Annotated in this window: 19 protein-coding genes; 9 read left to right on the top strand and 10 right to left on the bottom strand. The window is 44.1% G+C overall.

Annotation, left to right across the window (positions count from 1 at the left end):
• Positions 1-75: 75 nt before the first annotated feature.
• The 5 genes from K6Y31_RS10025 (at position 76) to K6Y31_RS10005 (ending at position 6,215) form a co-directional block, all read left to right on the top strand.
• Complete coding sequence (locus K6Y31_RS10025; RefSeq protein ID WP_233052647.1) at positions 76-666, top strand: hypothetical protein; 591 nt, start codon at positions 76-78, stop codon at positions 664-666.
• Between the two features lie 172 nt (positions 667-838).
• Positions 839-2,707: a methyl-accepting chemotaxis protein gene (locus K6Y31_RS10020; protein WP_233052646.1), complete on the top strand. Its 1,869-nt coding sequence runs from the start codon at positions 839-841 to the stop codon at positions 2,705-2,707.
• A 130-nt stretch (positions 2,708-2,837) separates the two neighbouring features.
• The gene (locus K6Y31_RS10015; protein ID WP_233052645.1) at positions 2,838-4,760 is read left to right on the top strand and encodes an ATP-binding protein; all 1,923 of its coding nucleotides are present in this window, start codon (positions 2,838-2,840) and stop codon (positions 4,758-4,760) included.
• The gene (locus K6Y31_RS10010; protein ID WP_233052644.1) at positions 4,760-5,251 is read left to right on the top strand and encodes a response regulator; all 492 of its coding nucleotides are present in this window, start codon (positions 4,760-4,762) and stop codon (positions 5,249-5,251) included. The genes K6Y31_RS10015 and K6Y31_RS10010 overlap by 1 nt, the downstream gene beginning before the upstream one ends.
• A 136-nt stretch (positions 5,252-5,387) precedes the next feature.
• Positions 5,388-6,215: an S-adenosylmethionine decarboxylase proenzyme gene (locus K6Y31_RS10005; protein ID WP_233052643.1), complete on the top strand. Its 828-nt coding sequence runs from the start codon at positions 5,388-5,390 to the stop codon at positions 6,213-6,215.
• Here the strand turns inward: K6Y31_RS10005 and K6Y31_RS10000 are convergent.
• On the bottom strand, positions 6,212-6,469 hold the full coding sequence (locus tag K6Y31_RS10000) for a DUF4404 family protein (protein ID WP_233052642.1): 258 nt from the start codon (positions 6,467-6,469) through the stop codon (positions 6,212-6,214). The two genes, K6Y31_RS10005 and K6Y31_RS10000, sit on opposite strands and share 4 nt — an antisense overlap.
• 339 nt (positions 6,470-6,808) lie before the next feature.
• On the opposite strand from K6Y31_RS10000, the gene K6Y31_RS22430 reads away from it, so the two are divergent.
• Positions 6,809-8,767 (top strand): diguanylate cyclase domain-containing protein, encoded by a 1,959-nt coding sequence (locus K6Y31_RS22430; RefSeq protein WP_233052641.1) that lies wholly within the window; start codon positions 6,809-6,811, stop codon positions 8,765-8,767.
• A 31-nt stretch (positions 8,768-8,798) separates the two neighbouring features.
• Here K6Y31_RS22430 and K6Y31_RS09990 read toward each other — a convergent pair whose 3' ends face one another.
• The 7 genes from K6Y31_RS09990 to fruB all read right to left on the bottom strand — a co-directional run bounded on the left by K6Y31_RS09990 (position 8,799) and on the right by fruB (position 15,685).
• Positions 8,799-9,020, bottom strand: a complete 222-nt coding sequence (locus tag K6Y31_RS09990; RefSeq protein ID WP_233052640.1) for a hypothetical protein — start codon at positions 9,018-9,020, stop codon at positions 8,799-8,801.
• Positions 9,021-9,029: 9 nt separating this feature from the next.
• Complete coding sequence (gene epmA, locus K6Y31_RS09985) at positions 9,030-9,995, bottom strand: elongation factor P--(R)-beta-lysine ligase (protein WP_233052639.1); 966 nt, start codon at positions 9,993-9,995, stop codon at positions 9,030-9,032.
• A gap of 39 nt (positions 9,996-10,034) precedes the next feature.
• Positions 10,035-10,550 carry a hypothetical protein gene (locus tag K6Y31_RS09980; protein WP_233052638.1) on the bottom strand — a complete coding sequence of 172 codons (516 nt, stop codon included), beginning with the start codon at positions 10,548-10,550 and terminating at the stop codon, positions 10,035-10,037.
• Between the two features lie 15 nt (positions 10,551-10,565).
• Entirely contained in the window at positions 10,566-11,681 is a 1,116-nt protein-coding gene (locus K6Y31_RS09975; protein ID WP_233052637.1) for a J domain-containing protein, read from the bottom strand.
• Between the two features lie 173 nt (positions 11,682-11,854).
• Positions 11,855-13,600, bottom strand: a complete 1,746-nt coding sequence (gene fruA, locus K6Y31_RS09970) for a PTS fructose transporter subunit IIBC (RefSeq protein WP_233052636.1) — start codon at positions 13,598-13,600, stop codon at positions 11,855-11,857.
• A gap of 5 nt (positions 13,601-13,605) precedes the next feature.
• Positions 13,606-14,568 carry a 1-phosphofructokinase gene (gene pfkB, locus K6Y31_RS09965; RefSeq protein WP_233052635.1) on the bottom strand — a complete coding sequence of 321 codons (963 nt, stop codon included), beginning with the start codon at positions 14,566-14,568 and terminating at the stop codon, positions 13,606-13,608.
• Positions 14,558-15,685: a fused PTS fructose transporter subunit IIA/HPr protein gene (gene fruB / locus K6Y31_RS09960; RefSeq protein ID WP_233052634.1), complete on the bottom strand. Its 1,128-nt coding sequence runs from the start codon at positions 15,683-15,685 to the stop codon at positions 14,558-14,560. Before fruB ends, pfkB begins: the two co-directional genes overlap by 11 nt.
• A 201-nt stretch (positions 15,686-15,886) precedes the next feature.
• Between fruB and cra the strand changes: the two genes are divergently transcribed.
• Positions 15,887-16,873 carry a catabolite repressor/activator gene (cra, locus tag K6Y31_RS09955; RefSeq protein ID WP_233052633.1) on the top strand — a complete coding sequence of 329 codons (987 nt, stop codon included), beginning with the start codon at positions 15,887-15,889 and terminating at the stop codon, positions 16,871-16,873.
• 96 nt (positions 16,874-16,969) lie between these two features.
• On the opposite strand, the gene K6Y31_RS22425 is transcribed toward cra, so the two are convergent.
• Together K6Y31_RS22425 and K6Y31_RS09945 are read right to left on the bottom strand one after the other, a co-directional pair.
• On the bottom strand, positions 16,970-18,289 hold the full coding sequence (locus tag K6Y31_RS22425) for a diguanylate cyclase domain-containing protein (RefSeq protein WP_233052632.1): 1,320 nt from the start codon (positions 18,287-18,289) through the stop codon (positions 16,970-16,972).
• Positions 18,286-19,290, bottom strand: coding sequence for an ABC transporter substrate-binding protein (locus K6Y31_RS09945; protein WP_233052631.1), 1,005 nt, complete (start codon positions 19,288-19,290; stop codon positions 18,286-18,288). The genes K6Y31_RS22425 and K6Y31_RS09945 overlap by 4 nt, the downstream gene beginning before the upstream one ends.
• A 422-nt stretch (positions 19,291-19,712) precedes the next feature.
• Here K6Y31_RS09945 and frdA point away from each other — a divergent pair, with 422 nt between their 5' ends.
• Positions 19,713-21,509 (top strand): fumarate reductase (quinol) flavoprotein subunit, encoded by a 1,797-nt coding sequence (gene frdA, locus K6Y31_RS09940; protein ID WP_233052630.1) that lies wholly within the window; start codon positions 19,713-19,715, stop codon positions 21,507-21,509.
• Entirely contained in the window at positions 21,502-22,239 is a 738-nt protein-coding gene (locus K6Y31_RS09935) for a succinate dehydrogenase/fumarate reductase iron-sulfur subunit (RefSeq protein ID WP_233052629.1), read from the top strand. Before frdA ends, K6Y31_RS09935 begins: the two co-directional genes overlap by 8 nt.
• The last annotated feature ends 55 nt before the right edge of the window (positions 22,240-22,294 follow it).

Raw genomic sequence — 22,294 nt, 5'->3', positions numbered from 1 at the left:
TGCTATGCCCTAGCTACTGTTGCTTAAAAAACCTTAACACTGCTTGGGTACAGCAAGATAAATGGTCACTTAGCTATGTTGTTGCATAAATCGTTGTATAAATCGCTACTCACACCTCTTACCTTAGCCAGTAAAGTTGCCTGCTTATTACTGCTATTTAGCACCAACCAAGTCTTCGCTGCGCTTGCAGACCAAGACATTAAAGCGTTTAGCCGCAGTCTTCATGATTTAGCGCCATTAATAAAAACGCATCAAACTGCGCTACTCGCCTTGGTGCCTCGCAATGGCAGTATTCCCACCACAACACAACTCGGTGAATACATTAAGCAGCTCGGTATCGAGCAACAGGTTCAGCAAACCATCACACAACACGGTTTTACTGATATTCCCAGTTGGTTAAATACTGGTCGCAGCATAGCGAGCGCTTGGCTTAGCTATCACTTACATGAGGAAAAACTGAATGCTTTTCTCGCTCCTTATATTGAAGAATACACTCAACAAACTGAGCTAACCGCGCAACAACAAGCTAATATGAAAGACATGATCCGAGCCGGAACGCAATTGTTTGTCAGCTTTCAAGCTCAGAACCCGGATATTGAAGTGGTCAAACGCAACCAACTGATGATTAGGCAAACGATCAAAGAATTACAGCAACTTGTTAACTAGGCCACACAATATCGCATAAAAATGCTAGGTATGTGAATAAACCAGCACTTAAGGATTAGACTTCGTTTTATTCTAAAACTACTATACAGAAAAACTTAATTCACCAAACATTGACAACATTAATAATTCAATAAGAACTTTTTAATAAAGTTCAGAGAAGGGTTTGAAGTTTATGGCATTATCAATAAAACAAAAGTTGCTGATTGCCGTTACGGTCATCATTTTGACTATAACGGGCTTACAAATTTGGCTACTCAGCAGTCAGATGACAAATCAAACGCTAATATCACTAAAGAGCCATCAAACCAGCTTAAGTGAATCAGAAGCAAATGGTATTGCATTATGGTTAAGCACTAAAAAACGCATTTTAGAAGCAGCAGCCAACACCATAGCACAAGGCCAAATCCCCTTACCTCAATTACAAAATGCCGCCCAAGCGGGCGATTTATCCCTTGCCTATTTAGCCACTACCCAAGGTGAGATGATAATGAGTAATCCCGAAGAAACGTTACCCGAAGGGTATGATCCTCGAACACGCGATTGGTATAAACAAGCACAAGCTGCCAGCCAAACGATCGTGACCCAGCCCTATGAAGATGCCAGCAGCGGTGAGCTGGTTATTTCACTATCAAAAGCATTTACTAATGGCGTTATAGCAGCGGATGTTTCAATAGACGAGGTAGTGAAAAACATTGAAGGGCTTAAGCAGGTTGGTAGCTTTGCCATGCTGACCAATAAAGAAGGGGTTATTGTTGCCCATCCAGACAAGAGCTTAACCCTAAAAAACATCACTAACTTGAATCCGAAGCTTTCCCAAAATGAACTGGCTCGCATCGCTCGCGAAACGGTACTCAGCCCAGTTTTAATTAACGGTCAAGAAAACTTCATTAATGTTCAAGAAATTGCTAATTCAGATTGGTATTTTATTGTTATTTCCGAAAAAGAGCATGCATTGCAAGCTGTCGGTAAGCTGATCATTGATTCAATGATCACCAGCATCATTCAAGTATTAGTGATTGGCGCCCTTGCCCTTTTCCTATTGAACAAATTATTGCAGCCTTTGGGGCAACTAGTTAGCGCCCTTGAAGATTTGGCTTCTGGTGATGCCGATCTTACCAAGCGAGTCGCCTTTGATCGTAGTGATGAAATAGGCATGTTAGGTAAAAATGTTGATGCGTTTGTCGACCGTTTACACATCATGGTAACGGATATCGTTGGCACTTCGGAGCACCTAGCGACTGAAGCGAAAGCGGCAAACACTGCAGCCCAAGTATCCAGCAAAGAGCTTTCTGTACAGCAAAGCGAGATATCACAAATAGCCGCAGCGGTACATGAAATGTCAGCCACGGCTAATGAAGTGGCGTCTAACGCCGAACAAACTGCCAGTGCGGCAAAAAGCTCCGCTGATAGCTGTGACGAGGGTAAACATATTATCGCGCGTAACCAAAGCTCAATTGAGAGCTTAGCGGCCAATGTAGAAGATGCCGCAGGGATTATTCAAGAGCTTGAAAAAAATACCCAAGATATCAACGTTATCCTTTCGACTATTCAAGGCATTGCTGAGCAAACTAACTTACTGGCCCTTAACGCTGCCATTGAAGCTGCTCGTGCCGGTGAGCAAGGCAGAGGTTTTGCTGTTGTTGCTGATGAAGTGCGTGTGCTATCACAACGCACTCACAGTTCAACAGTTGAAATTCGTACCATGATTGAAACCCTGCAACGCAATACCCAAAACGCAGTGACCACCATGAATGAGAATGAAGGCCTAGCTAAAATGGGTGTTGAAGATGCCCATGCTGCAACCAAAGCACTAGAGCGTATTACTGAAAGCATCACGCATATCAGTGACATGGCCATTCAAATTGCCAGCGCTGCCGAAGAGCAAAGTTCAGTAACAGAAGAAGTGAGCCGAAATACTCAAGCTATTAAGGATGTGTCGGATCAATTAAGCCACGAAGCAGAAACATCGTTAGTTCGCGCCCAAGAGCTCAATCAGATTTCCAACCACCTGAACAATCAAGTCGGCAGTTTTAAAGTCTAATCTTGCTATAACTAAGTGGCGCGCATTTAATGCCGCCACTTAGAAAATATTTATAAACTCCCACCTAGCTCAAATAAAACCTAGCTAACTGTTTATATACTCAAGATACATCAAGCTATTAAAGTATGTTATGACACATTACGCCATAGTATGTATCCACAGTGATGCAAACCTGCTGCTCGATTTGCAACTTAGCTTAGGCTCATTAGCCTCGCATTTTCATATATTACTGTTTCGTGACGTGAAGCAAGCGGATGATCATTTAACAAAGGATCAGCCTATTGCCATGCTGATCAGTGAGCTCACCCCGCAAAGCCAAACTTATTTAGTCGCTCAAACACAATTGCAAAATCGGCCAAAGTGCTTGGTATTCAACCCTAATGAGCCCTCATTATTAATTAACCTTATTAACCTGGGCCACGTCGACCACGTTATCGCCACACCTCAAATGGACCTTGAAACAGTAAAGGGGCAACTCAGCCAATTTTTACAACAGCAAAATGAAACACTGACCCATTATGCCGATGTGTTAGATACAACTCAGCTGAAATCAGCTTCTTTCCCGCCTCAAGGGCAGTTTTTAGATTACAGCCTGTATTCAGATAATGAGTTGTCCAACTTAGTTATCAACGCCCTATATCGGGTATTTAGTGGCAATGATGAACACCATGTTTGTCGAAAGTACAGTAAAAACCATTTGCTCACCCGAGAGGGAGAGCACAACAATGCCCTTTGGTTTATCGCCGATGGCGAAGTGCAACTAAAAAAACACATCGCAGCAGGACAAGAGCAAGAAGTCACTGTGATGCGAGCAGGCTCAATGGTGGGTGGCATGTCCTTTATTACGGGAGAGCCCGCCTTTACAACCAGTATCACTTTAACGGGAACCGAAGTGATCAAATTAGAAAAAAGCCAGTTCGCGACCTTAATGAAATCGAACAGTGAACTACTTGGGCCTTTCACCCACTTATTGCTACGTAATTTTAATCGCCGTTTACAAAGTAGCATCATTACCAAGTTAAAATTACAATCAACCCTGCAGTCTCTCGATGCCGCTCATGCGCAACTGGTCGAAACGGAAAAAATGGCTGTCCTTGGGCAACTTGTGGCGGGCATTGCCCACGAACTCAACAATCCTGTCGCCGCAATACTGCGTGGTGCCGACACCTTAAAACAAAAGGTGCCTAGTTTACTTGCGCAAGAAATCAGCGCCAACTTACGCCAGCTCGGCGCGACAACGTTAAACAATGCGATGAAGATAACCCCCTTATCGACCGCCATTACCAGACAAAAAACCAAAGCCGCTATCCCTCTTTTTGGCTCAAATGCATTGGCCCGCAAAGCGGTGCAAATGCAACTCGATAGCCCAGAGCAGTTCGCCAAATACTTCGCGCCTTTAGGATCTGAACTAACAGAAACGATCCAGCAACTCGATACTTATTACCTAGTCGGTAATTTCTTGCGTAGCATTGATGTTTGCGCTAAACGTATTGCAGACCTTGTAAAGGGACTTAAACATTATGCTGGTCAAGATATCGAGCAAGCCGTCTTTTCCGACTTACATGAAGGGTTAGAAGAAACCTTAGTTATTTTTGAAAACAGACTAAAATCCTATCAAGTGATTAAAGAATATGGCGATATACCTCTTGTTCAATGCCACCCCATCGAACTACAACAAATATGGACGAATTTGATCGCCAATGCCATTGATGCCACTCAAGGCGAGGGAGAGATAAAACTACACAGCCACACCATGACAAAGTGCCAGCAAGATTTTGTTTGTATCAGTATTGAAGACAACGGTATTGGCATTCCTGAAGAGAAAAAAGCGCGGATATTTGAACTAAATTACACCACCAAGCGGGAAGGTAACTTTGGCCTAGGTATTGGCCTTACCGTTTGCCAGCAAATCGTTAAGCGCCACCATGGCGAGATAAAAGTGATTAGCAGTAATGATGCACAATCCCACTTCACTCGATTTGAAGTGTATTTACCCGTTAACAATCCCGAAATTAAACAACGCTCTAGAGCAGAAAATGAGCAGGAGGCGTGATGAATAAGTACGTTTTATTATGTGTTGACGACGAGCGTGAAGTGCTCGACAGTGTATTAGCCGATCTTGATACCTTAGGGGACTTGTTCGATGTAGAAGCTGCGCAAAGTGTCGGTGAAGCAAAAGAACTGTTGGCTGAAATGCAACAAAACCAGCAACAATTAGCGCTCATCCTGTGTGACCATATGATGCCAGGCACCCAAGGTGTCGACTTTCTGGTCGAGCTCAACCAAGATGCGGCGTATAAGGCAGCAAAAAAATTACTGCTCACCGGTCAAGCGGGACTAGAGGCGACGGTTGAAGCGGTTAACCATGGCGGATTAGATTTCTACATTGCTAAACCTTGGCAAGGCGATGAACTCATGGCCCACGTACAAGAGTTGCTTACGGATTTTATCTTAGAAAATGAGTCGGATCTGATGCACTACGCCCGCGGCCTTGACGCCGAAAAAATATTCAGCGCGATCCATGCTAGACGACAAAGCTTATAGTTTTAACAACGGCTACAATAAAGATGCTAGGCGACACAGCTTATAGCATCACTTACGCGCTCAATGCGCCACAATCAAATTGTTGAAATCGTCTGATAAAAGGTATGATAACGGGGATATTTTTAGCGAATTAAGTATGAATATGAGTACTCCGTTCTTTTTTGAAGCTACCGAAAAACGACTAGAACTACACTTAAAACCAGCGATAAACGCCGTCAGCAAGGTGAATTTATTGCAATACTCAGATGATTTCTGGCAACGCCAACTTAATCATTGCGGCGCTACCATTCTTACTCAGCTAAAAAACAAATACTGCCATGCTTATGTGTTGTCTGAATCGAGCTTATTCGTGTTTTCACAACGGCTAATATTGGTGACATGTGGAAATTGCCCATTAGTGGAGACGGCTAGCGCCTTAATTCAATATTTTGCTGCAAACAATATTGCACACATACATTTTTATCGCCAACAAGAGCAGCAACCGCAATATCAGCTGAGCCAATTTTCACAAGATGCCCAGCAACTGCGTTGCTTACTCGGTGGCAATAGCCACAGTCAAAATCGAGTGTTCGAATACCTTGCTGACGATATGGAGCCTTTGCTCAGATCCAATCATAAACTACAATTAGCGCAACTAAAGGGACCGCTTGTGGCCACCATCCAAAAAGGTCAGTTAAACAAATCTGAGCTACGCCACAAGTTGGGATTAGAACAGTTAGCTGCGAACTATTGTCTTAATGATTGGTTGTTTGAGCCTGTCGGCTATTCCGTTAATGGGCTCGATGATGAGCAATATTTTACTTTGCACTTAAGCCCAGAGGAAGAGTGTAGCTTGCTCAGCTTAGAAACAAATGATTCCCAGCTATGGCAGCGTTTATCGCCTTATTTACTGCAGCAGTTTTCACCGCTGCAGCACACTACCAGCTTAGCTAATTTAAAGCTGGACGCAGTTGCAATAGACTAAATCCCCATGCCACTCAAAGTATGCATTAAATTACGAATGGCGTGACTAAGCTGAGGATGAGCTTGTTCAAAATTAAGCAACTCAACCTCTAACTGTTCTGCAACTTGCTGCTGAGGTGAGTGGCCCGTTTTAATTGCGAGGGATATTTCGTCCGCCACTTGTCGTAAATTTGACGCGGTACATTCATCAGCAGGAAAGGCTTGCTTAATTGCCTGATCCAATTGCTCTAGATCTTGCGTTAGTTTTTGTTTCATTTGCTAACTCCTCAAGCAGATATTGTTTCTATCATAGCTGCCAAATAGAATAAAAGTCTGCGACTATTCACAATAATGGGATAAGTCTCAACGAACAAGACAGAGTGCGGTAATGTGCACACATTTACGCCCTAACTCATGCTTAAATAATAGTTGGAAACGCTATCATATACCCTATAAATAGCTTCATTTGATCAATGATCACAAATAAAGCTCAAAAATCAGGTCAAAATATATTGTTTATTCATTGGCACAGAATCAAAAAGAGTACGCGTTTATCTCAAAGGGAGTCTAACTTTCCCTTTACCTTATCCTACCAGTCTAGAAGAGAGTGCTAGAGTGAGCCTTGCATCAACACACACCACAACAGCCGAGCATCCCCTTTATTCAAAGTGGTTAACCCCGCTGGTGATCCTTGGGCTAATGCTACTACTTAGTCTTTTTTTTTCTGCGTACCAACTTAATTACAATAAAACAATACAAATACAAAATTACCAATTTCAAAATGAGGAAATGGCGCAACGTCTTAGTATCGATTTAGAGCAAGGCAATATCAGTAATGCGGTTAACCAAACCAATAACTTAGTGCGTGATAAACGCATTTCTAAAATGGTTATCTTTGATCAGCAGCTCAATCAAATTCATTCTTGGCCTTTCAGCCAAAAAACGCCGCCGCCTAACTTAAACCAAGACACGTCATTACTGCAAAAAGAGTACTGGCTAAAACAAGATATTGTTTTTAATGAAAAGATAAAAGGCTACCTATATACACAAATTTCTTTTGAAGATGCGTTGTTTCATGCCCAGAAAAACCTCTACTTTGGTTTAGTGCTTAGCTTAGTGTTTACCCTGTTCAGCATGTTTTTTATTTCCCGTCATCAACGGTTCTATCGCCAATTTGTTCAACAACTGGCTTTTCTTATGCGTGAGTTTAAACCTAATGCAGGGGCCCATCCCAAAGCACACAAATACTATCCGCTGGAAATGTTTCAACAGGACTTTGAAGCCTTGCTACAAGAAGTTAAAACCAGAGAAATGTATCAAAATGAAACCGTTGCCCAATTAGAGAAACGTAAAGCCTTTGCCGAAACCATCATAGAAACCGTGCAACATAGCTTAGTGGTGCTGGATAAAACCTTATGCATCAAACGCGCTAACCAAGCCTTCTACAATTTAATTGAAGATCAAGAAGATGATATTATCGATCTTTTTTTGCCTGAATTTATTCCACAAATTTTAGAGCAAAAAAATGATCTTGAACGCATCTTTAGTGGCGAACACAACCAATACAGTAACCAGCTGACGATAACAGCCAACAATAAAACGAAATATTTACGCTTTACCGCTACCCGTCTTAATCAAATAGGCCATGCCAGCCAATTGCTACTAGCACTAGAAGATATTACCAGTGAAATCACCTCTGCAAGACAAACTCAACTAGCAGCAAAAATGTTCCAAGCCAATCGCAATGCAGTGCTTATTTTAGACCGCCGCAATTTTGTGCAAATGAGTAACCAAGCCATGCTGAAATTACTTAATCAGAAAGATATAAAAACCAGCCAGGAAATAAGAGGGGAACTGCAGCAAATTATCGCCGACCCAAACCAATTAAAAATGTTGCACAACATTCTGAGACAACCAAAAAACTGGCAAAGCAAAGAAGTATTAACCATTAATAATATTAAAATTCCGTTCGAAATAAACTACACCGCGATTTTTGATAAGCAAGGTGAAAAAGAGTACAGCATTTTGCAACTCATCGATCTTCGTGACAGCTATCAAATAGAGCGGCTAGAGAAGCTAGCCCTACATGATGAATTAACCGGTCTACCCAATCGCGCTCATTTAATGCAAAGCTTAGAGCGTACGCAAATTAATCACCAAAACAAACAGCAAAATTATGCCGTCGCATTTTTAGATTTAGATGGCTTTAAACAAATTAATGATACCTATGGCCACGATGCAGGCGATCTATTATTGCAACAAACGGCCAAACGCCTACGCGACAACATTAGGCAAACCGATCTTGCCGCGCGACTAGCGGGTGATGAATTTGTACTGGTATTAGAAAGTTGTCAAAGTGTCGAAGTCTTGCATAAGTTAGCGCAAAAGCTCCTCCGGGTACTCACTCAACCTTGTCGCCAAGGCGACTCGGCATTTTCAGTATCAGCGAGTATCGGCATCTTTTTTGTTACCCGTGACACCTTACATATGAGCATAAACCAACAGCTAAAACTGGCCGATGAAGCCATGTATCAAGCTAAACAAGCGGGTAAAAACCAAGTGGTGATCAGGTAATCAAGGGTTCCCAATCATGATAATAAGGCTACTACTCGATATTTTCATCATCGATTTGTTGGCCTTTTATTTTTTGAATAGCCCAAATATACAGAGGGAATGCAATAATCATCACGCCTGCGGTGGCAAGCCAATCGAGCTCAGGATCGGCGATCAAACCTTGCCCAACATATATGATCACTAATACAGCTAACCAATAAGCAATCCGTAAAACTTGCCCGAAGTGAGAGTCTGTTACTTTTCTTAATCGCATGACATCTTCCTATGCGCGCTCAACAGGGAATGCGATCACTTGCTCAATATGCTCAGCTCCTAAAGCAAGCATAATCAAACGGTCAACACCCATCGCCACCCCCGCACAAGGGGGCAAACCGTGTTCAAGCCCAGCTAATAATAAATAATCAATCGGCATTTCAGGCTTACCAGTTGCTCGGCGCTGCGCATTATCCACTTGAAAACGCGCCAACTGCTCCTTCGCATCGGTTAACTCATGAAAACCATTGGCTAGTTCAATTCCTTTATAATAAACCTCAAAGCGCTCAGCTACGCGGTTATCAGGCTCATGCAGGCGCGCTAAAGCAGCTTGGGAAGCGGGAAACTGATAAATAAAGCAAGGTGCGTCTTGACCAATCTGTGGCTCAATCACCATACAAAAAAGTAGTTGTAATAAGGTATCGCGATTACTTTCATTCTCGGCGATCTCAGCAAACCCTTGCTCACTAGCCACCTGTTTTAGCTCAGCCAAATCCGCAGCTAACGGGTCAACTTGTAAACATTGCTCAAAGACTTGCTGATAAGTTAATCGCGTCGCAACATCACAATTTAAAACTGAGCGTAATAGTTGCTCAACTTCATCCATTAATTCTATATCGTCAAAATCGGGTCGATACCATTCCAACATGGTAAATTCAGGATTATGAAAGCGACCTGACTCTTCATTTCGAAATGCCTTGCAGATTTGGTATATCGAGCCTGCACCCGCCGCCAATAATCGCTTCATATGAAATTCAGGAGACGTTTGCAAGAACAAGGTTTGTCCAACGGCAGCTCCCGGCCCTACGTATTGACTAGTAAAGGGAAATAAATTCACGTCGGTTATACTTGCCTGACTCATGGCCGGCGTATCGACTTCAAGCACGTCTCGCTCTGCAAAAAATTGACGGATTTGAGCCATAATCTGCGCACGCTGCGCCAGCACCGGTATTGCAGTCGTTGGAAACCAGTTCATTTCATCCCTTATTTTTATATGTTAACGCCCGTCGACAAACTAATGTGCGTGATCATGTGCATGCTCATGTTCGTGTTCGTGCTCATCTAGACTGACACCAAATTGCGTAAACAACTGTGCACTTGGACTTTGCTCATCTTCAGCGCCAGCCAAATAACGCAAGTGCTCCCAAGTCAAGGCATAGGCTAACGCTAAACGCTGCCTACGTTTCAACTTAAGTTTAGAAGCGGGTAACACTTGGCTGCCACTGTATTGTTGCAGCTGCTCAATGGTATTAACAAAACGTAAATCATTAACCTTTAACCCTTGGCGCACACGCCAAGATTGCTGCTCAAAATGCTGCAACACAGACCAAAAACGATAGCCTGTTTCGGCATCGTTCAACTTAGCGGCTTGTCTTATATCATGATGAAAAGAGCCTGATACCTTGCCTTCTTTGATCAAATAAGCAGCCAGCTGCTCAGCTAAAAATGCTTTACCTACGCCAAAAATCAGCTCTTGTGAAACGCTAGAGCCGTCCCCCATTGAATCAAAAAATTCTTGCCATGCTGCCATCTTGGTTCCTTAATCTCATTTTTTACACGTGATGTTGCGTTGCTGTAGGGCCGCACGCAATTGCGTGGGTCCTGTCACTTGAGCAATAAACTGCTTTAATTGTACGTTAGTCTGTTCAAGCTGTTGAAACTGTTGTTTTAGTTGCTGCTCAAACGTTGCGTTACTATGGCTAAACCGTCGCCAAGCCCACATTTTAGGGGTATCAGCGGTCAATGTCTGCTGATAAGTCTGACTTAATTGCACACCTTGTTGTTTTAGCCATGTCGCCAGGTCGCTAGACGTAGCAGGATCGAGTGTGGTTTTAGTATCACCGTGTGACTGATACAAGCGCAGTAGTGTCAGCACATTGCGATTTTTTTTCGCATCCGCTAACTGTTGCATTAACGCTTGTTTCACTTGCTTGTTAGATTCGTCGGGCTCTTTATCTGGGTGTAATAAACTGGCTAAGCGTTTATAAATTTTGGCAATTTTTTTGTTTTTAAACAATTTGTCGGCCAGCTTAGCGTCATCCTGCAGAGCGGCCTCAGCGGCTTTAGTTTTACTGCTATGGCGTTGCTCAGCTTCCTTTACTTGGCTGCAGTCATCTAAAACGGTTTGTAGTCCGTCGGGCTGCGCCATTAAATCAAGCAGTAAGCTGGTCTCAAATCGCGTTTCTACGCCAGTTAGCTTTACTAATAATTGCTGCAAATTCGATAGTGTCTCACCATCTGGGATCCCACCTACACGCTGACAATAACGCAAGAAGGTTTCTGTCAGTGCTCGCCATAACTGTTGCACCTTTTCTTGGCCCATAAAAATATGCTCGCCAAGAACCGTAATATCTTGCAGCAACCAAGCCATCAGCGCCTTACGCTCTTGATCAGTTAAGCTTTTATCTGCAATAAAGCCAATTAAATGCTTTAGTTGCTGGCGCTTCAAGTTAATGAGGGCCTGTTCAGCAGGCCCTAATTCTGCCATGAAGTGCTGATAAACCACGTCGGCATCTTGCCCTAACTGCTGCTGGTGATGCGCTATTTCAGACACCTGCTGTAGAAGCAATGGCACTTCGGGATCGCCAAAACCGACCAGTTCAGTTTCATTTTCTGGTACCGAGAAGGAGGAAAGGGCTTGATGATCCGCAAAATTGGACATAGTAAACTGGGCTTAGCTTGCTGCAAAAATATGCTTATGGTAACGGAGAACAAGACAAGACAAAAGCTTAGAGCAGTAAAGAGAAAACCGCCACGGGTCAGTGGCGGTGTAAATATCCCCAATCAACTTGAAAATGCATGTTTAAAGCATCTCCAGGTTGGGTATAGACTAACTTAAGCGACAGCGGGCACCGCTCGGTCACTGCGCTTTAACATGGCATAACCTAGGCCTGTCACCAGGGTTCCCGCCGCTATTGCAACCAAATATAACAAAGCAGGACTAATCGCACCGGGAATTAGTAGTACAAACAAGCCACCATGAGGTGCCATTAATTTTGCGCCAAACAACATGGATAGCGCGCCCGTTAATGCCCCACCTGCCATACAGCAAGGGATAACCCGCATTGGGTCTTTCGCCGCAAACGGAATCGCCCCCTCAGAGATAAAACATAAACCCAAGACAAAAGAAGCTTTACCGGCTTGCACTTCGCTATCGATAAATTTCGATTTAGCGACAAAAGTAGCTAAGCCCATGCCTAAAGCAGGCACCATACCCGCCGCCATAATCGCGGCCATTGGCAAATAAGTTTGCGAAGCCAATAAGCCCACGCCAAAGGTATAAGCGGCTTTATTGACAGGCCCACCTAAGTCAAAACACATCATCGCCCCCAATAACACACCTAATAGCACGGCATTGGTTGAGCCCATATTGTTCAAAAATTCAGTTAACCCCGACATCATGGCTGCAACGGGGCCACCAACCACATAAATCATCACTAAGCCAGTGACTAAAGTCGCCACTAAGGGAATGATTAAAATTGGTTTCAATGCCGCCATCGAATCTGGTAATGAAATTTTCTCCGCTAAAAACTTGGCGCAATAACCAGCTAAAAAGCCTGCCACGATCCCGCCTAAAAAGCCGGCCCCAATACTACTGGCCAACATGCCACCAATCAGACCTGGCGCTAAACCGGGACGGTCGGCAATGGAAAAAGCAATAAAGCCCGCTAATACCGGGATCATTAACGCGAATGCCGAACCACCACCAATGGTCATTAACGCAGCGGCCAGCGTGCCTTCTTCTTTAAATGCTTCAATGCCAAACACAAACGAGAGCGCGATCAACAAACCACCCGCAACCACCAGCGGCAGCATGTGTGATACACCAGTCATCAGATGTTTATAAACGCTGGATTTTTCACTCCCAGCGCTACTTTGAGAAGTGCTCCCCCCCCCCTGATGTTGATAAACATCGGCAGAAAAAGCTTTTTTCATTTCTTGCTCGGTTTTTTTCAACGCTAGACCAGTACTGGTTTTGTAGAGCTTTTTACCTTGGAATCGAGCCAAGTCCACTTCAATATCGGCAGCAATAATAACCAGATCGGCTTGCGCAATATCGTCCTCGGTCAGTTGATTTTTCGCCCCTACCGAGCCGCGGGTTTCAACTTTAATTTGATGGCCTTGTTTTTGACCTTCAGCGAGTAATGCCTCTGCCGCCATAAAGGTGTGAGCCACACCAGTAGGGCACGCCGTAATGGCCACAATACGCGCCTGACTATTTGCTGAAAGAAGTGGGCTTTCACTTTTTGGCACTACGATTTGCGCTTGCTCTAGAGGCTTAGCTTGCTCCTTAGCGAGGGTTAAGTAAGCACTCGCATCTTCAAAGCAGGCTTCAATATTCGATTGATAAACACTTTTACCGACAAAGCGAGTCAGATCGAGCTCGACACTCGCCGCGACGATCACTAAATCAGCCTCATCAATTTGCTGTTCAGAAAGTAAGGTTGTCTCGCTTACTTGGCTATGGCACTCAACACTCACTGACCAATTCAGGGCTTTGCCTGCTTGCTCTAATAGTCCTGCCGCGATAAAGCTGTTAGCTATACCATTTTGACAAGCGGTAATAATTGCAACTTTCATACTTATTATCCTTTTATGACCAGATCCATCGGATCAACCAGTTTCACTTGTTCGAGCAATGGCGTTAATTGCGATAAATCATCAATACCCACGCCCACTTGGCTGACCGCGAGTGCTGCTAATGCGGTCGAAAATGACAAGGTTTGTGATTTTGGCCAAGCATTTAGCTCACCCCAACACAGTCCCGCAACTAACGTATCGCCCGCCCCCACGGTACTAACTAACTCAACCTTGGGTGGCAATGCTGCTAAACAACCTTGGTCATCAAACCACAACAAACCTTGTTCGCCGAGCGAGACCACCACGTTGCGACAACCTTGCTGCTGCAATGTTTGGCCCGCTGCAGACAAACTGGCTATATCGGTTAAAGGTAACTGAGTTAACTCTCGTAACTCAGTCTCGTTAGGCTTAACCAAAAATGGCTGAGCTTGGATTCCTTGTGCCAGCGCTTGCTGGCTACTATCGAAAAATACTTTACAGCCTAGCTGAGTTAAACGAGCCACTAAGCTGCCACACTGACTTGGCGTCACCCCGCGCGGCAGACTGCCTGAAATGACAAAAACACGATGGGTTTCAGCTAGCTTTATTAGTTTCTCGGTTAAAGCTGCGAACGCTGCATCATCAATTTGCACACCGGGAAAATTTACATCGCTGACCCGGCCATCTTGCTCAACCAACTTTACGTTGATCCGCGTAGCGCCTGGCACCCTAATAAACGCATCTTCAATACCACTGCGCAAAAACAAGTCAGCGAAGGGGGTGTGATTCTCTTCACCTAAAAAGCCAGTTACCGTTACTTTCGCGCCCAACTCTGCCAGCACCTTAGCCACGTTAACGCCCTTGCCTGCAGGATGAAGAGTTGATTGGTTAACTAAGCTTACCTGCCCCGGTTTTAGCTCATCGAGTAAACCCGTTAAATCCAGTGCGGGATTCAAAGTAACGGTAACAACGGATAAATTAGCTTTCATGTTTTGTCTCCCCTAGCCCTTGTTCTATGGCTTCACCTAACGCCGTTAATGCCGCTTCGGCATCATCACCATCGGCGGTAAACGTTAAACGGTGGCCGCACTTAACCCCTAACGTCATTAGCTTCATCAAGCTTTTAGCGTTTGCACTTTTACCTTCGCTATCCAAATTAGTAACCTGAATTGAAGCATTAAATTTTTTCGCCACACTCACCAACATCGCCCCCGGACGAGCATGTAAACCGTGAGGGTTCTTAACCGTAAACGTTGCACTGATCCCGGTCGCTGGCGCCTGAGTGAGTAATTGAATAATTTCAGATTCTGAGCCATTCAAGAGCGACTCTAGGGAGTGAGATCCCATTAAGTTGATTAACAAAGATAAGTTGCTAGCGTGTAAATCATTACAACTGGCAATACAAAGTAAGCCTAACAACGGCTTTTCAGCTTGGCTTAAGGTAGCTTCTGGTGTAACAAAAGAAATAGCCGTTTCAGTAACACCTACCCCCGCGCAGCTCAGCCACAGCCCCTGCCCTAAATAAGTGGGCTCGTTAGCAATGACCTCTGCCACAAAGGCTTTATCAACATAGTGCTTGTTTTTCAGTAAACCTGCAGCCACAGCGGTGAGCTGCAATAAATCCGTGGCATTAAACTTTAGCTTAATAAGATCTGCTGCAACATGGGTTTGTAATTGTTGTTGCCCATTTAACAACTGCACCAGCGTGCTCTCATCGTTAGCTTGTTGCAACGCAGCTTCAACGCCGTCGGCACTTAACACTTTTGTGAGTTGTTTTAAGATGGCGAGATGTTGATCGGACTGGGCTGCAATACCAATGGCCAAGTAAACGGTGTTACCGTCACCCCAATCAACACCATCAGGAAAATGATGTAGTAAAACGCCTGTTTGTTTAACTTGGTCACGAGTATCCGTCGTGCCATGTGGGATCGCAATGCCACTGCCCAAAAATGTCGAGTTTTGTTGCTCACGCGCTAGCATGCCGTCGATGTAACCATCAGCGACATAGCCCTGCGCGATGAGTCCTTTTGCTATAGCCGTGATCGCTTGCTGTTTATTATCAGCTTGCTGCGCCATCACTATGTCTTGCTGGCGAATAGATAGCATTGCTCACCTACCTTGTCGGGTTTGCTGAACAAGTGAAACGATTCAGCAAATAGAGAAAAATAATTCAGCTTGCGCTATTTAGCCACAAGCTGAATCGGTTCAGTTGACATACTGAAACGATTCAGCGACAATTGCAACCACTTTTTATTATAGAATCAAAAAACATTTTTGTTTTTTGATTCCCGTTGGGATGTGTTCATCATGAAGTTAGAGCAAATCGCAAAATTAGCGGGCGTATCACGCACTACCGCCAGTTATGTAATTAATGGCAAGGCACAGCAATACAGGATCAGTGAAAAAACCCAACAGAAAGTAATGGCGGTCGTTAACCAACACAACTACACCCCTAATTATGCCGCCAGCTCACTACGAGCCGGTAATAGCCGAACCTTTGGCTTAATTATTCCCGACCTAGAAAATGCCAGTTATGCCAAGCTGGCTAAACTACTTGAACGCGATGCGCGAAAATTCGGTTATCAACTGATCATTTCCTGCTCGGATGACGAGATAGCAACGGAAATACAGGTGGCAGAAAACCTATTGAGTCGACGAATTGACGTGCTATTAGTCGCCAGCTCACTGCCTGTTGATCATCCTTTCTACCGTAAAGCATTAAACAAAGGTATTCCTATTGTTGCTTTAGATCGAGCCATGGATGACGAGGTATTTGCCAGTGTGATAAGTGAAGATTTAGAAGGCGCAGCATCCCTTTGTCACGCTTTGCTACAATCTCAGCCAAGCTCAATCGGCTTAATTGGCGCAGTACCAGAGCTGGTCGTATCGAAGGAACGTCAACAGGGCTTTGATAGCGCCATTAAGCACTATCCACAGAGTGTTCAGGTTCAATATACTTATGGCGATCATTTTAGTATTGAGCAAGGCAAATTATTAATGCAAGCATGGATCGAGCAACAGCAGATCCCCGCTGCAATCCTAGTGACCTCTTACACTCTATTTGAAGGCGTATTGGATTGCCTTTCTGCTTATCCTGATATATTGGCAAACACACGCTTTGCGACCTTTGGCGATCATCGGTTGTTAGATTTTTTGCCGATAAAGATCCAATCGTTACCGCTGCAATTAGAAATGATTGCAGAAAAGGCGCTTTATTTAGCGATGCAAGCCAGTAAAGGCGATTATCAAACAGGCATTGAAATCGTGCCTAGACGCCTCATTACAAGAAGCTAAGCAGACCACTTCACGAAGCTAAGTCCATAGCAAGCTAAGGTGATTACCCAGCGAGGGTTGAAATTGTATCGCAACTCGGCAATTGATTTCGCAAAGTTAAGTCTCAGACAAGCTTTGCCCTTGATAAAAACAATAAGCTGAGTGCAGCTCTGGCTTAGCTTTATACATAGCCTGATCTGACGCTTTCAGTAGTTCAGTAAAGTGCTTGCCGTCGCTAGGGAAAATACTAATACCAATGCTACAGCCAACAACCAGAGGTTGCCCTAAATACTCAATCGGTTGCGCAAGCGCATCCATGATACCTTGTGCTTTGTTTTCAACCTCTTCCTTTTTAGATATAAGATCCAACCAAACCACAAACTCATCACCGCCTAATCTACCAACCAAATCAGACTCTCTAATTAGGCCTCTCAACCGTTCGGCGGTGGCAGTCAATATAAAATCACCGGCATCATGGCCGTGGGTATCATTAATGTCTTTAAACTTATTGAGATCGATAAAAAGCATCCCTGCCATTGAATCGGTTCGACGATCGCGTGCCAAGGCTATCTTAACTTGGTTTTCAAATGCTCTGCGGTTGTAAAGCCCGGTAAGATCATCATGCTCCGCTAAAAAACGTAATCTCATGTGCTGCGATCTAAGTTGGCTGGTTTGTTGTTCGACCTCGTATTGCAGCAAATCCCGTTTAATCGTAGTTTTTTCCAATGAACCTTTCATTTGATTGAAATATTCAGCTAGCTGAGTAAATTCATCTTTTTGGCTTGGGCATAGGCGACTACTTAAATCTCCTCTGGCTAAATCATTCATCCCATGATGCAACATAGTAAAACCCACTTTGAACCGCCTTAACGTGGCGTAAGCAAATACAGCTAGCACAATAGCAATCACTAACAATGCGACACCATTTAAATACAGGATTTGCAAAGTTACCCGCTGCGCTTCATTAATGGCTTTTTGGTGTAATCGATATAAGTCTTCGGTCATACCTTGAATAGTCATGTTGAATCTAGCTTGAAGCATACTTTTAGCATTTGACTGCTCTGCTAATTGACCTCCCCCTGAGGTCTCCTTATTTATATCTAACAAGGCGCCAATAGTGGCATTCATTCGTTGTAAATTAAGTAACTCCAACGGCTCCGAATCTGATTGTATATGGGTTTGCGCAAGCTTCTCTGATAGGGCTAGCTGAGTGCTGCGCGCTTGCGCAAAGCCAGATTGATCTTGGTATTCGTGATACTGCCAAAGATGACTTCGTAACACATCCAAATTCAACTGTAACTGCATAATATGCTGCAGCTCTTTATTTACCACGCTTTGATGGGAATGGAGTCGAAACAAAGAAAAAATGACAGCAAAAATTAAGCTTACCGAGAGCAAGGATAGGATTAATAGACGCCGAGAGATAACTAAATTCACCTCTCCTCCAGCGGCTCATCAATTAAAGCTAATGATTTCCCTTTTGAAAACATTGCTCTAAAATCTGGCACTTCACTGCCCATAATTAATTGGCGATCTAACGCCCAACGCGCTTGGGCGTGAAGATTCGATAACAAAGCGTTACCTAGTGATAAGCGAAATAGGTAGTCTTGCCAAGACCAATTTAGCTGACGAAAGGAAATGCCCAATATTTCACTGACCAAGGTTTGGCTTTGTTTTGGATGCGTGATGAGATAAAGATTAGCTTGTTCAAGTGCGGCTAAAATGCCCGGAATAGATTCAGCCTGCTTACCCTTTTCCCCCAAACCTATAAGGTTAAAAGATAAATTATAAACACCCCGGCTAGGCAGCTGCACGACTTGCTCTGGCACCGTGTTAGTAAGCTCATAACCGTAAGGCTCCCACGCTGCAATAGCATCAACCTCAGTCAATAGTAACGCCTCCACTAACTGCGCCGGTTTATAGTATTTACGCTCCACCAAACTAGAATCAATTCCATTGAGAATTAATAAGCTATCAAGAAAAAACTCACTGGCACTGGCTTTAATTACCCCCACCTTCTTGCCTTCTAGTTGATCTAAGCTCGCTATCCCACCGCCTGATAAGGTAAGTAACTTGACATCATTATCTGACTCAACAAATGAAGAAATCAATCGTAAATCAGGCTGCTTAAAGCTATTAAACATAAATACGGTTTCAGATGCTGTGGCAAAATCAACTTCGTGATTAAGTAACATTTCCATACATTTATGGCCACCAAAACAGGGAACCAAAACAACCGCTAGTTGCTGTTGCGAAAAAAGACGTTTGTTTTTCGCGATAAAAAAAGGAGAAGAAAGAGGCGTTTGGGAAACGGCAATGCGAATAACGGGCTCAGAAGTGTCTAGATTAAACGCTCCAATTGCACGGCCATTAACCAACCACCACAGCAGCGCTGCAAGTAAAGTAATCCCCAACAATGTGGTGGCGACTTTTATCATCCGTAATTTCAGCCTTAATTCATTAATAAATTAAAGTGTAGTCAGGATTCCTTTTATCTTCTTCTTGATAGAAGTATTAATTGAAATAATCAACCACAAGTATTACATAAACACGAATATTCAATACTTTTCTTTACAGGATACTCACTTAACAACTAACCATCACACAGATCACAGAGTAACGATTGTTTATCCATAAATTTCTCATTAATGGTTCAACTTATGCTGATTTCGACTAACTTTATCTTTGTTTTCTCTGTTCCAAGAGCTAGCCAATAAAAACATTAATCAATTGTTTTGAAATAAGAAATATTAGTCAATTTGGTTTAATTCAGAAGCAGTTTTTGATCAAGATCATCTCTTAGAGTGTGGAAGAGAGGATCATCTACAAATATAAAATAATCACTCCTTAGGAGGTTAATGTGGAAATCATAAAAACGGACGTTGCGATTATAGGTGCAGGAGGAGGGGGGTTGCGTGCCGCCATTGCCGTGGCAGAAACTAATCCCGAGTTAGAAATTGCTTTGATTTCTAAAGTTTACCCGATGCGCAGCCACACCGTCGCGGCCGAGGGTGGCGCTGCAGGAGTAGTGCAAGAGCACGATTCTCTCGACAACCACTTTAACGATACCGTATCGGGCGGCGATTGGCTCTGCGACCAAGATACCGTTGAATACTTTGTCGAAAATGCCACTCGCCAACTCACTCAGTTAGAGCATTGGGGCTGCCCTTGGAGCCGTAAGGAAGACGGTAAGATTAATGTGCGCGCCTTTGGCGGAATGAAAATAGAGCGCACTTGGTTTGCCGCCGATAAGTCTGGCTTTCACATGCTTCATACCTTGTTCCAAACCTCAATTAAGTACCCTTCAATCAAACGCTTTGATGAACATTTTTGCCTTGATTTATTGGTATTTGATGGCAAGGTGCAAGGCGCGGTGTTACTCGATATAGCCGAAGGCATTACCCGCGTTATCCACGCTAAAACCGTGATTGTCGCCACGGGCGGTGCCGGTCGAGTTTACACTTATAACACCAATGGTGGCATTGTGACCGGCGATGGTATGAGCATGTGTTACCGTCACGGCGTGCCCCTGCGCGACATGGAGTTTGTTCAGTATCATCCAACAGGATTACCTGGCTCGGGCATATTAATGACGGAAGGTTGTCGTGGCGAAGGCGGTATTTTGGTCAATAAAGACGGCTATCGCTACTTACAAGATTACGGTTTAGGGCCTGAAATCCCCGTTGGTCAAACCAAAAATAAACACATGGAGCTCGGTCCGCGCGATCGCCTTAGCCAGTGTTTCTGGCAAGAGCAACAACAAGGCCGGGTTATTTCAACTAAGCGCGGCGATGTGGTGCACCTTGATTTACGCCACCTCGGTGAAGCCAAAATTAACGAACGCTTACCTTTCATTCGCGAATTAGCCAAAGCCTATGTTGGTGTAGATCCTGTTCATGAGCTAATACCCGTTCGCCCCACCGTACATTACACCATGGGCGGTATTGAAACCGACGCTAAAACCGCGACTCGCTTACCCGGTTTATACGCTGTTGGCGAATGTGCCTCGAGCGGCTTACACGGTGCCAATCGCCTAGGCTCTAATTCATTATCTGAGCTAGTGGTATTTGGCGAAGTCGCAGGCCAACAGGCTGCTAAATTCGCGCAAGAAAATAAGCATAGTGCAATAGGCAAAGTACGCGATGCCGCTAAAGTCGTCATTGATAAAGCCGAGGCTTTATTACACAACGATGGCACAGAAAGTATGGCCAAAATTCGTCGAGAAATGGGTGATTGCATGGAAGCGGGTGTCGGAATCTACCGCACCGAAGCCTCGATGCAGCAAGCAATAGACAAATTAGCCGAATTAAAACAACGCTATAAAAATATTAAAATCAGCGATAAATCCAGTGTATTTAATACCGAACTGTTATACGCCATTGAGCTAGGCTACCTCCTTGATACTGCTGAAGCTATGGCTCATAGCGCTATTTTACGCAAAGAATCCCGTGGCTCTCATCAACGTATTGACGGTTATGAAAAACGCGATGATGAAAACTATCTCACCCATTCACTGGCTTTTTATAATCCAGATAAGGCGCCCACTATCGACTACGCCAGTGTCACCATCACAAAAAGCCAACCAGCAGAGCGAGTTTATGGCGCCGCCTCAGACGCGCAAGATGCAGCCAAAGCAGCGGAGGTGAAGCATGACTAACCCAATGATTGAAATTGATATTTTACGTTATCGGCCGGAGCAAGATACGGCGCCGTTTATGCAAACCTATAGCATTCCTTACGACGAAGAAATGTCGATCTTAGAGGCCTTGCAATACATTAAAGATGAACTTGATGGCAGCATTAGCTTTCGCTGGTCTTGTCGGATGGCGATTTGTGGTAGCTGCGGCATGATGATAGACGGTGTGCCAAAGCTTGGTTGCAAAGCATTTTTACGCGACTATTTCCCTAACAAAATCAAACTAGAACCACTGGCTAACTTTCCAATTGAACGGGACTTAGTCGTGGTAATGGATGATTTTATTAAGAAACTTGAAAGCATTAAACCTTATATTATTCCTGCGCAGGAAAAATCCATCGATGATGGTGAATACATTCAAACCCCAGAGCAGATGGCTAAATATAAACAGTTTTCCATGTGTATTAACTGCGGATTGTGTTATTCGGCTTGCCCTCAGTATGCCCTCAACACCGAATTTACCGGTCCCGCGGCGTTAGCTTTACTGGCACGTTACAATCGTGATTCGCGCGATGCCGGCAGCGCCCAGCGCATGGAAATAGTGAATGCGGAAGAAGGCGTTTGGGGTTGTACCTTTGTCGGCTACTGCTCTCAAGTATGCCCAAAAGGCGTCGACCCTGCGGCAGCCATTCAACTATTTAAGGTGGAAAGTGCCAAGGATTATCTTATTGGTATGTTTAAGCCAGATTAAGGCATAGCTAGATGAATAACACATTATACGAACATAAACCCTATCAGCGTGAGTT

It is taken from the genome of Motilimonas cestriensis (genome assembly GCF_021295315.1).
Lineage (GTDB): Bacteria > Pseudomonadota > Gammaproteobacteria > Enterobacterales > CBDFNC01 > Motilimonas > Motilimonas cestriensis.
The sequence above is the reverse complement of the archived record's forward strand: the minus strand, read 5'-3'. Positions and strand labels throughout refer to the sequence as shown.

Bases quoted from the DNA above. Each gene is read 5' to 3' on its own strand.
- K6Y31_RS10025 (WP_233052647.1), top strand. From the start codon at position 76: ATGTTGTTGCATAAATCGTTGTATAAATCGCTACTCACACCTCTTACC.
- K6Y31_RS10020 (WP_233052646.1), top strand. From the start codon at position 839: ATGGCATTATCAATAAAACAAAAGTTGCTGATTGCCGTTACGGTCATC.
- K6Y31_RS10015 (WP_233052645.1), top strand. From the start codon at position 2,838: ATGACACATTACGCCATAGTATGTATCCACAGTGATGCAAACCTGCTG.
- K6Y31_RS10010 (WP_233052644.1), top strand. From the start codon at position 4,760: ATGAATAAGTACGTTTTATTATGTGTTGACGACGAGCGTGAAGTGCTC.
- K6Y31_RS10005 (WP_233052643.1), top strand. From the start codon at position 5,388: ATGAATATGAGTACTCCGTTCTTTTTTGAAGCTACCGAAAAACGACTA.
- K6Y31_RS10000 (WP_233052642.1), bottom strand. From the start codon at position 6,469: ATGAAACAAAAACTAACGCAAGATCTAGAGCAATTGGATCAGGCAATT.
- K6Y31_RS09990 (WP_233052640.1), bottom strand. From the start codon at position 9,020: ATGCGATTAAGAAAAGTAACAGACTCTCACTTCGGGCAAGTTTTACGG.
- epmA (WP_233052639.1), bottom strand. From the start codon at position 9,995: ATGAACTGGTTTCCAACGACTGCAATACCGGTGCTGGCGCAGCGTGCG.
- K6Y31_RS09980 (WP_233052638.1), bottom strand. From the start codon at position 10,550: ATGGCAGCATGGCAAGAATTTTTTGATTCAATGGGGGACGGCTCTAGC.
- K6Y31_RS09975 (WP_233052637.1), bottom strand. From the start codon at position 11,681: ATGTCCAATTTTGCGGATCATCAAGCCCTTTCCTCCTTCTCGGTACCA.
- fruA (WP_233052636.1), bottom strand. From the start codon at position 13,600: ATGAAAGTTGCAATTATTACCGCTTGTCAAAATGGTATAGCTAACAGC.
- pfkB (WP_233052635.1), bottom strand. From the start codon at position 14,568: ATGAAAGCTAATTTATCCGTTGTTACCGTTACTTTGAATCCCGCACTG.
- fruB (WP_233052634.1), bottom strand. From the start codon at position 15,685: ATGCTATCTATTCGCCAGCAAGACATAGTGATGGCGCAGCAAGCTGAT.
- cra (WP_233052633.1), top strand. From the start codon at position 15,887: ATGAAGTTAGAGCAAATCGCAAAATTAGCGGGCGTATCACGCACTACC.
- K6Y31_RS09945 (WP_233052631.1), bottom strand. From the start codon at position 19,290: ATGATAAAAGTCGCCACCACATTGTTGGGGATTACTTTACTTGCAGCG.
- K6Y31_RS09935 (WP_233052629.1), top strand. From the start codon at position 21,502: ATGACTAACCCAATGATTGAAATTGATATTTTACGTTATCGGCCGGAG.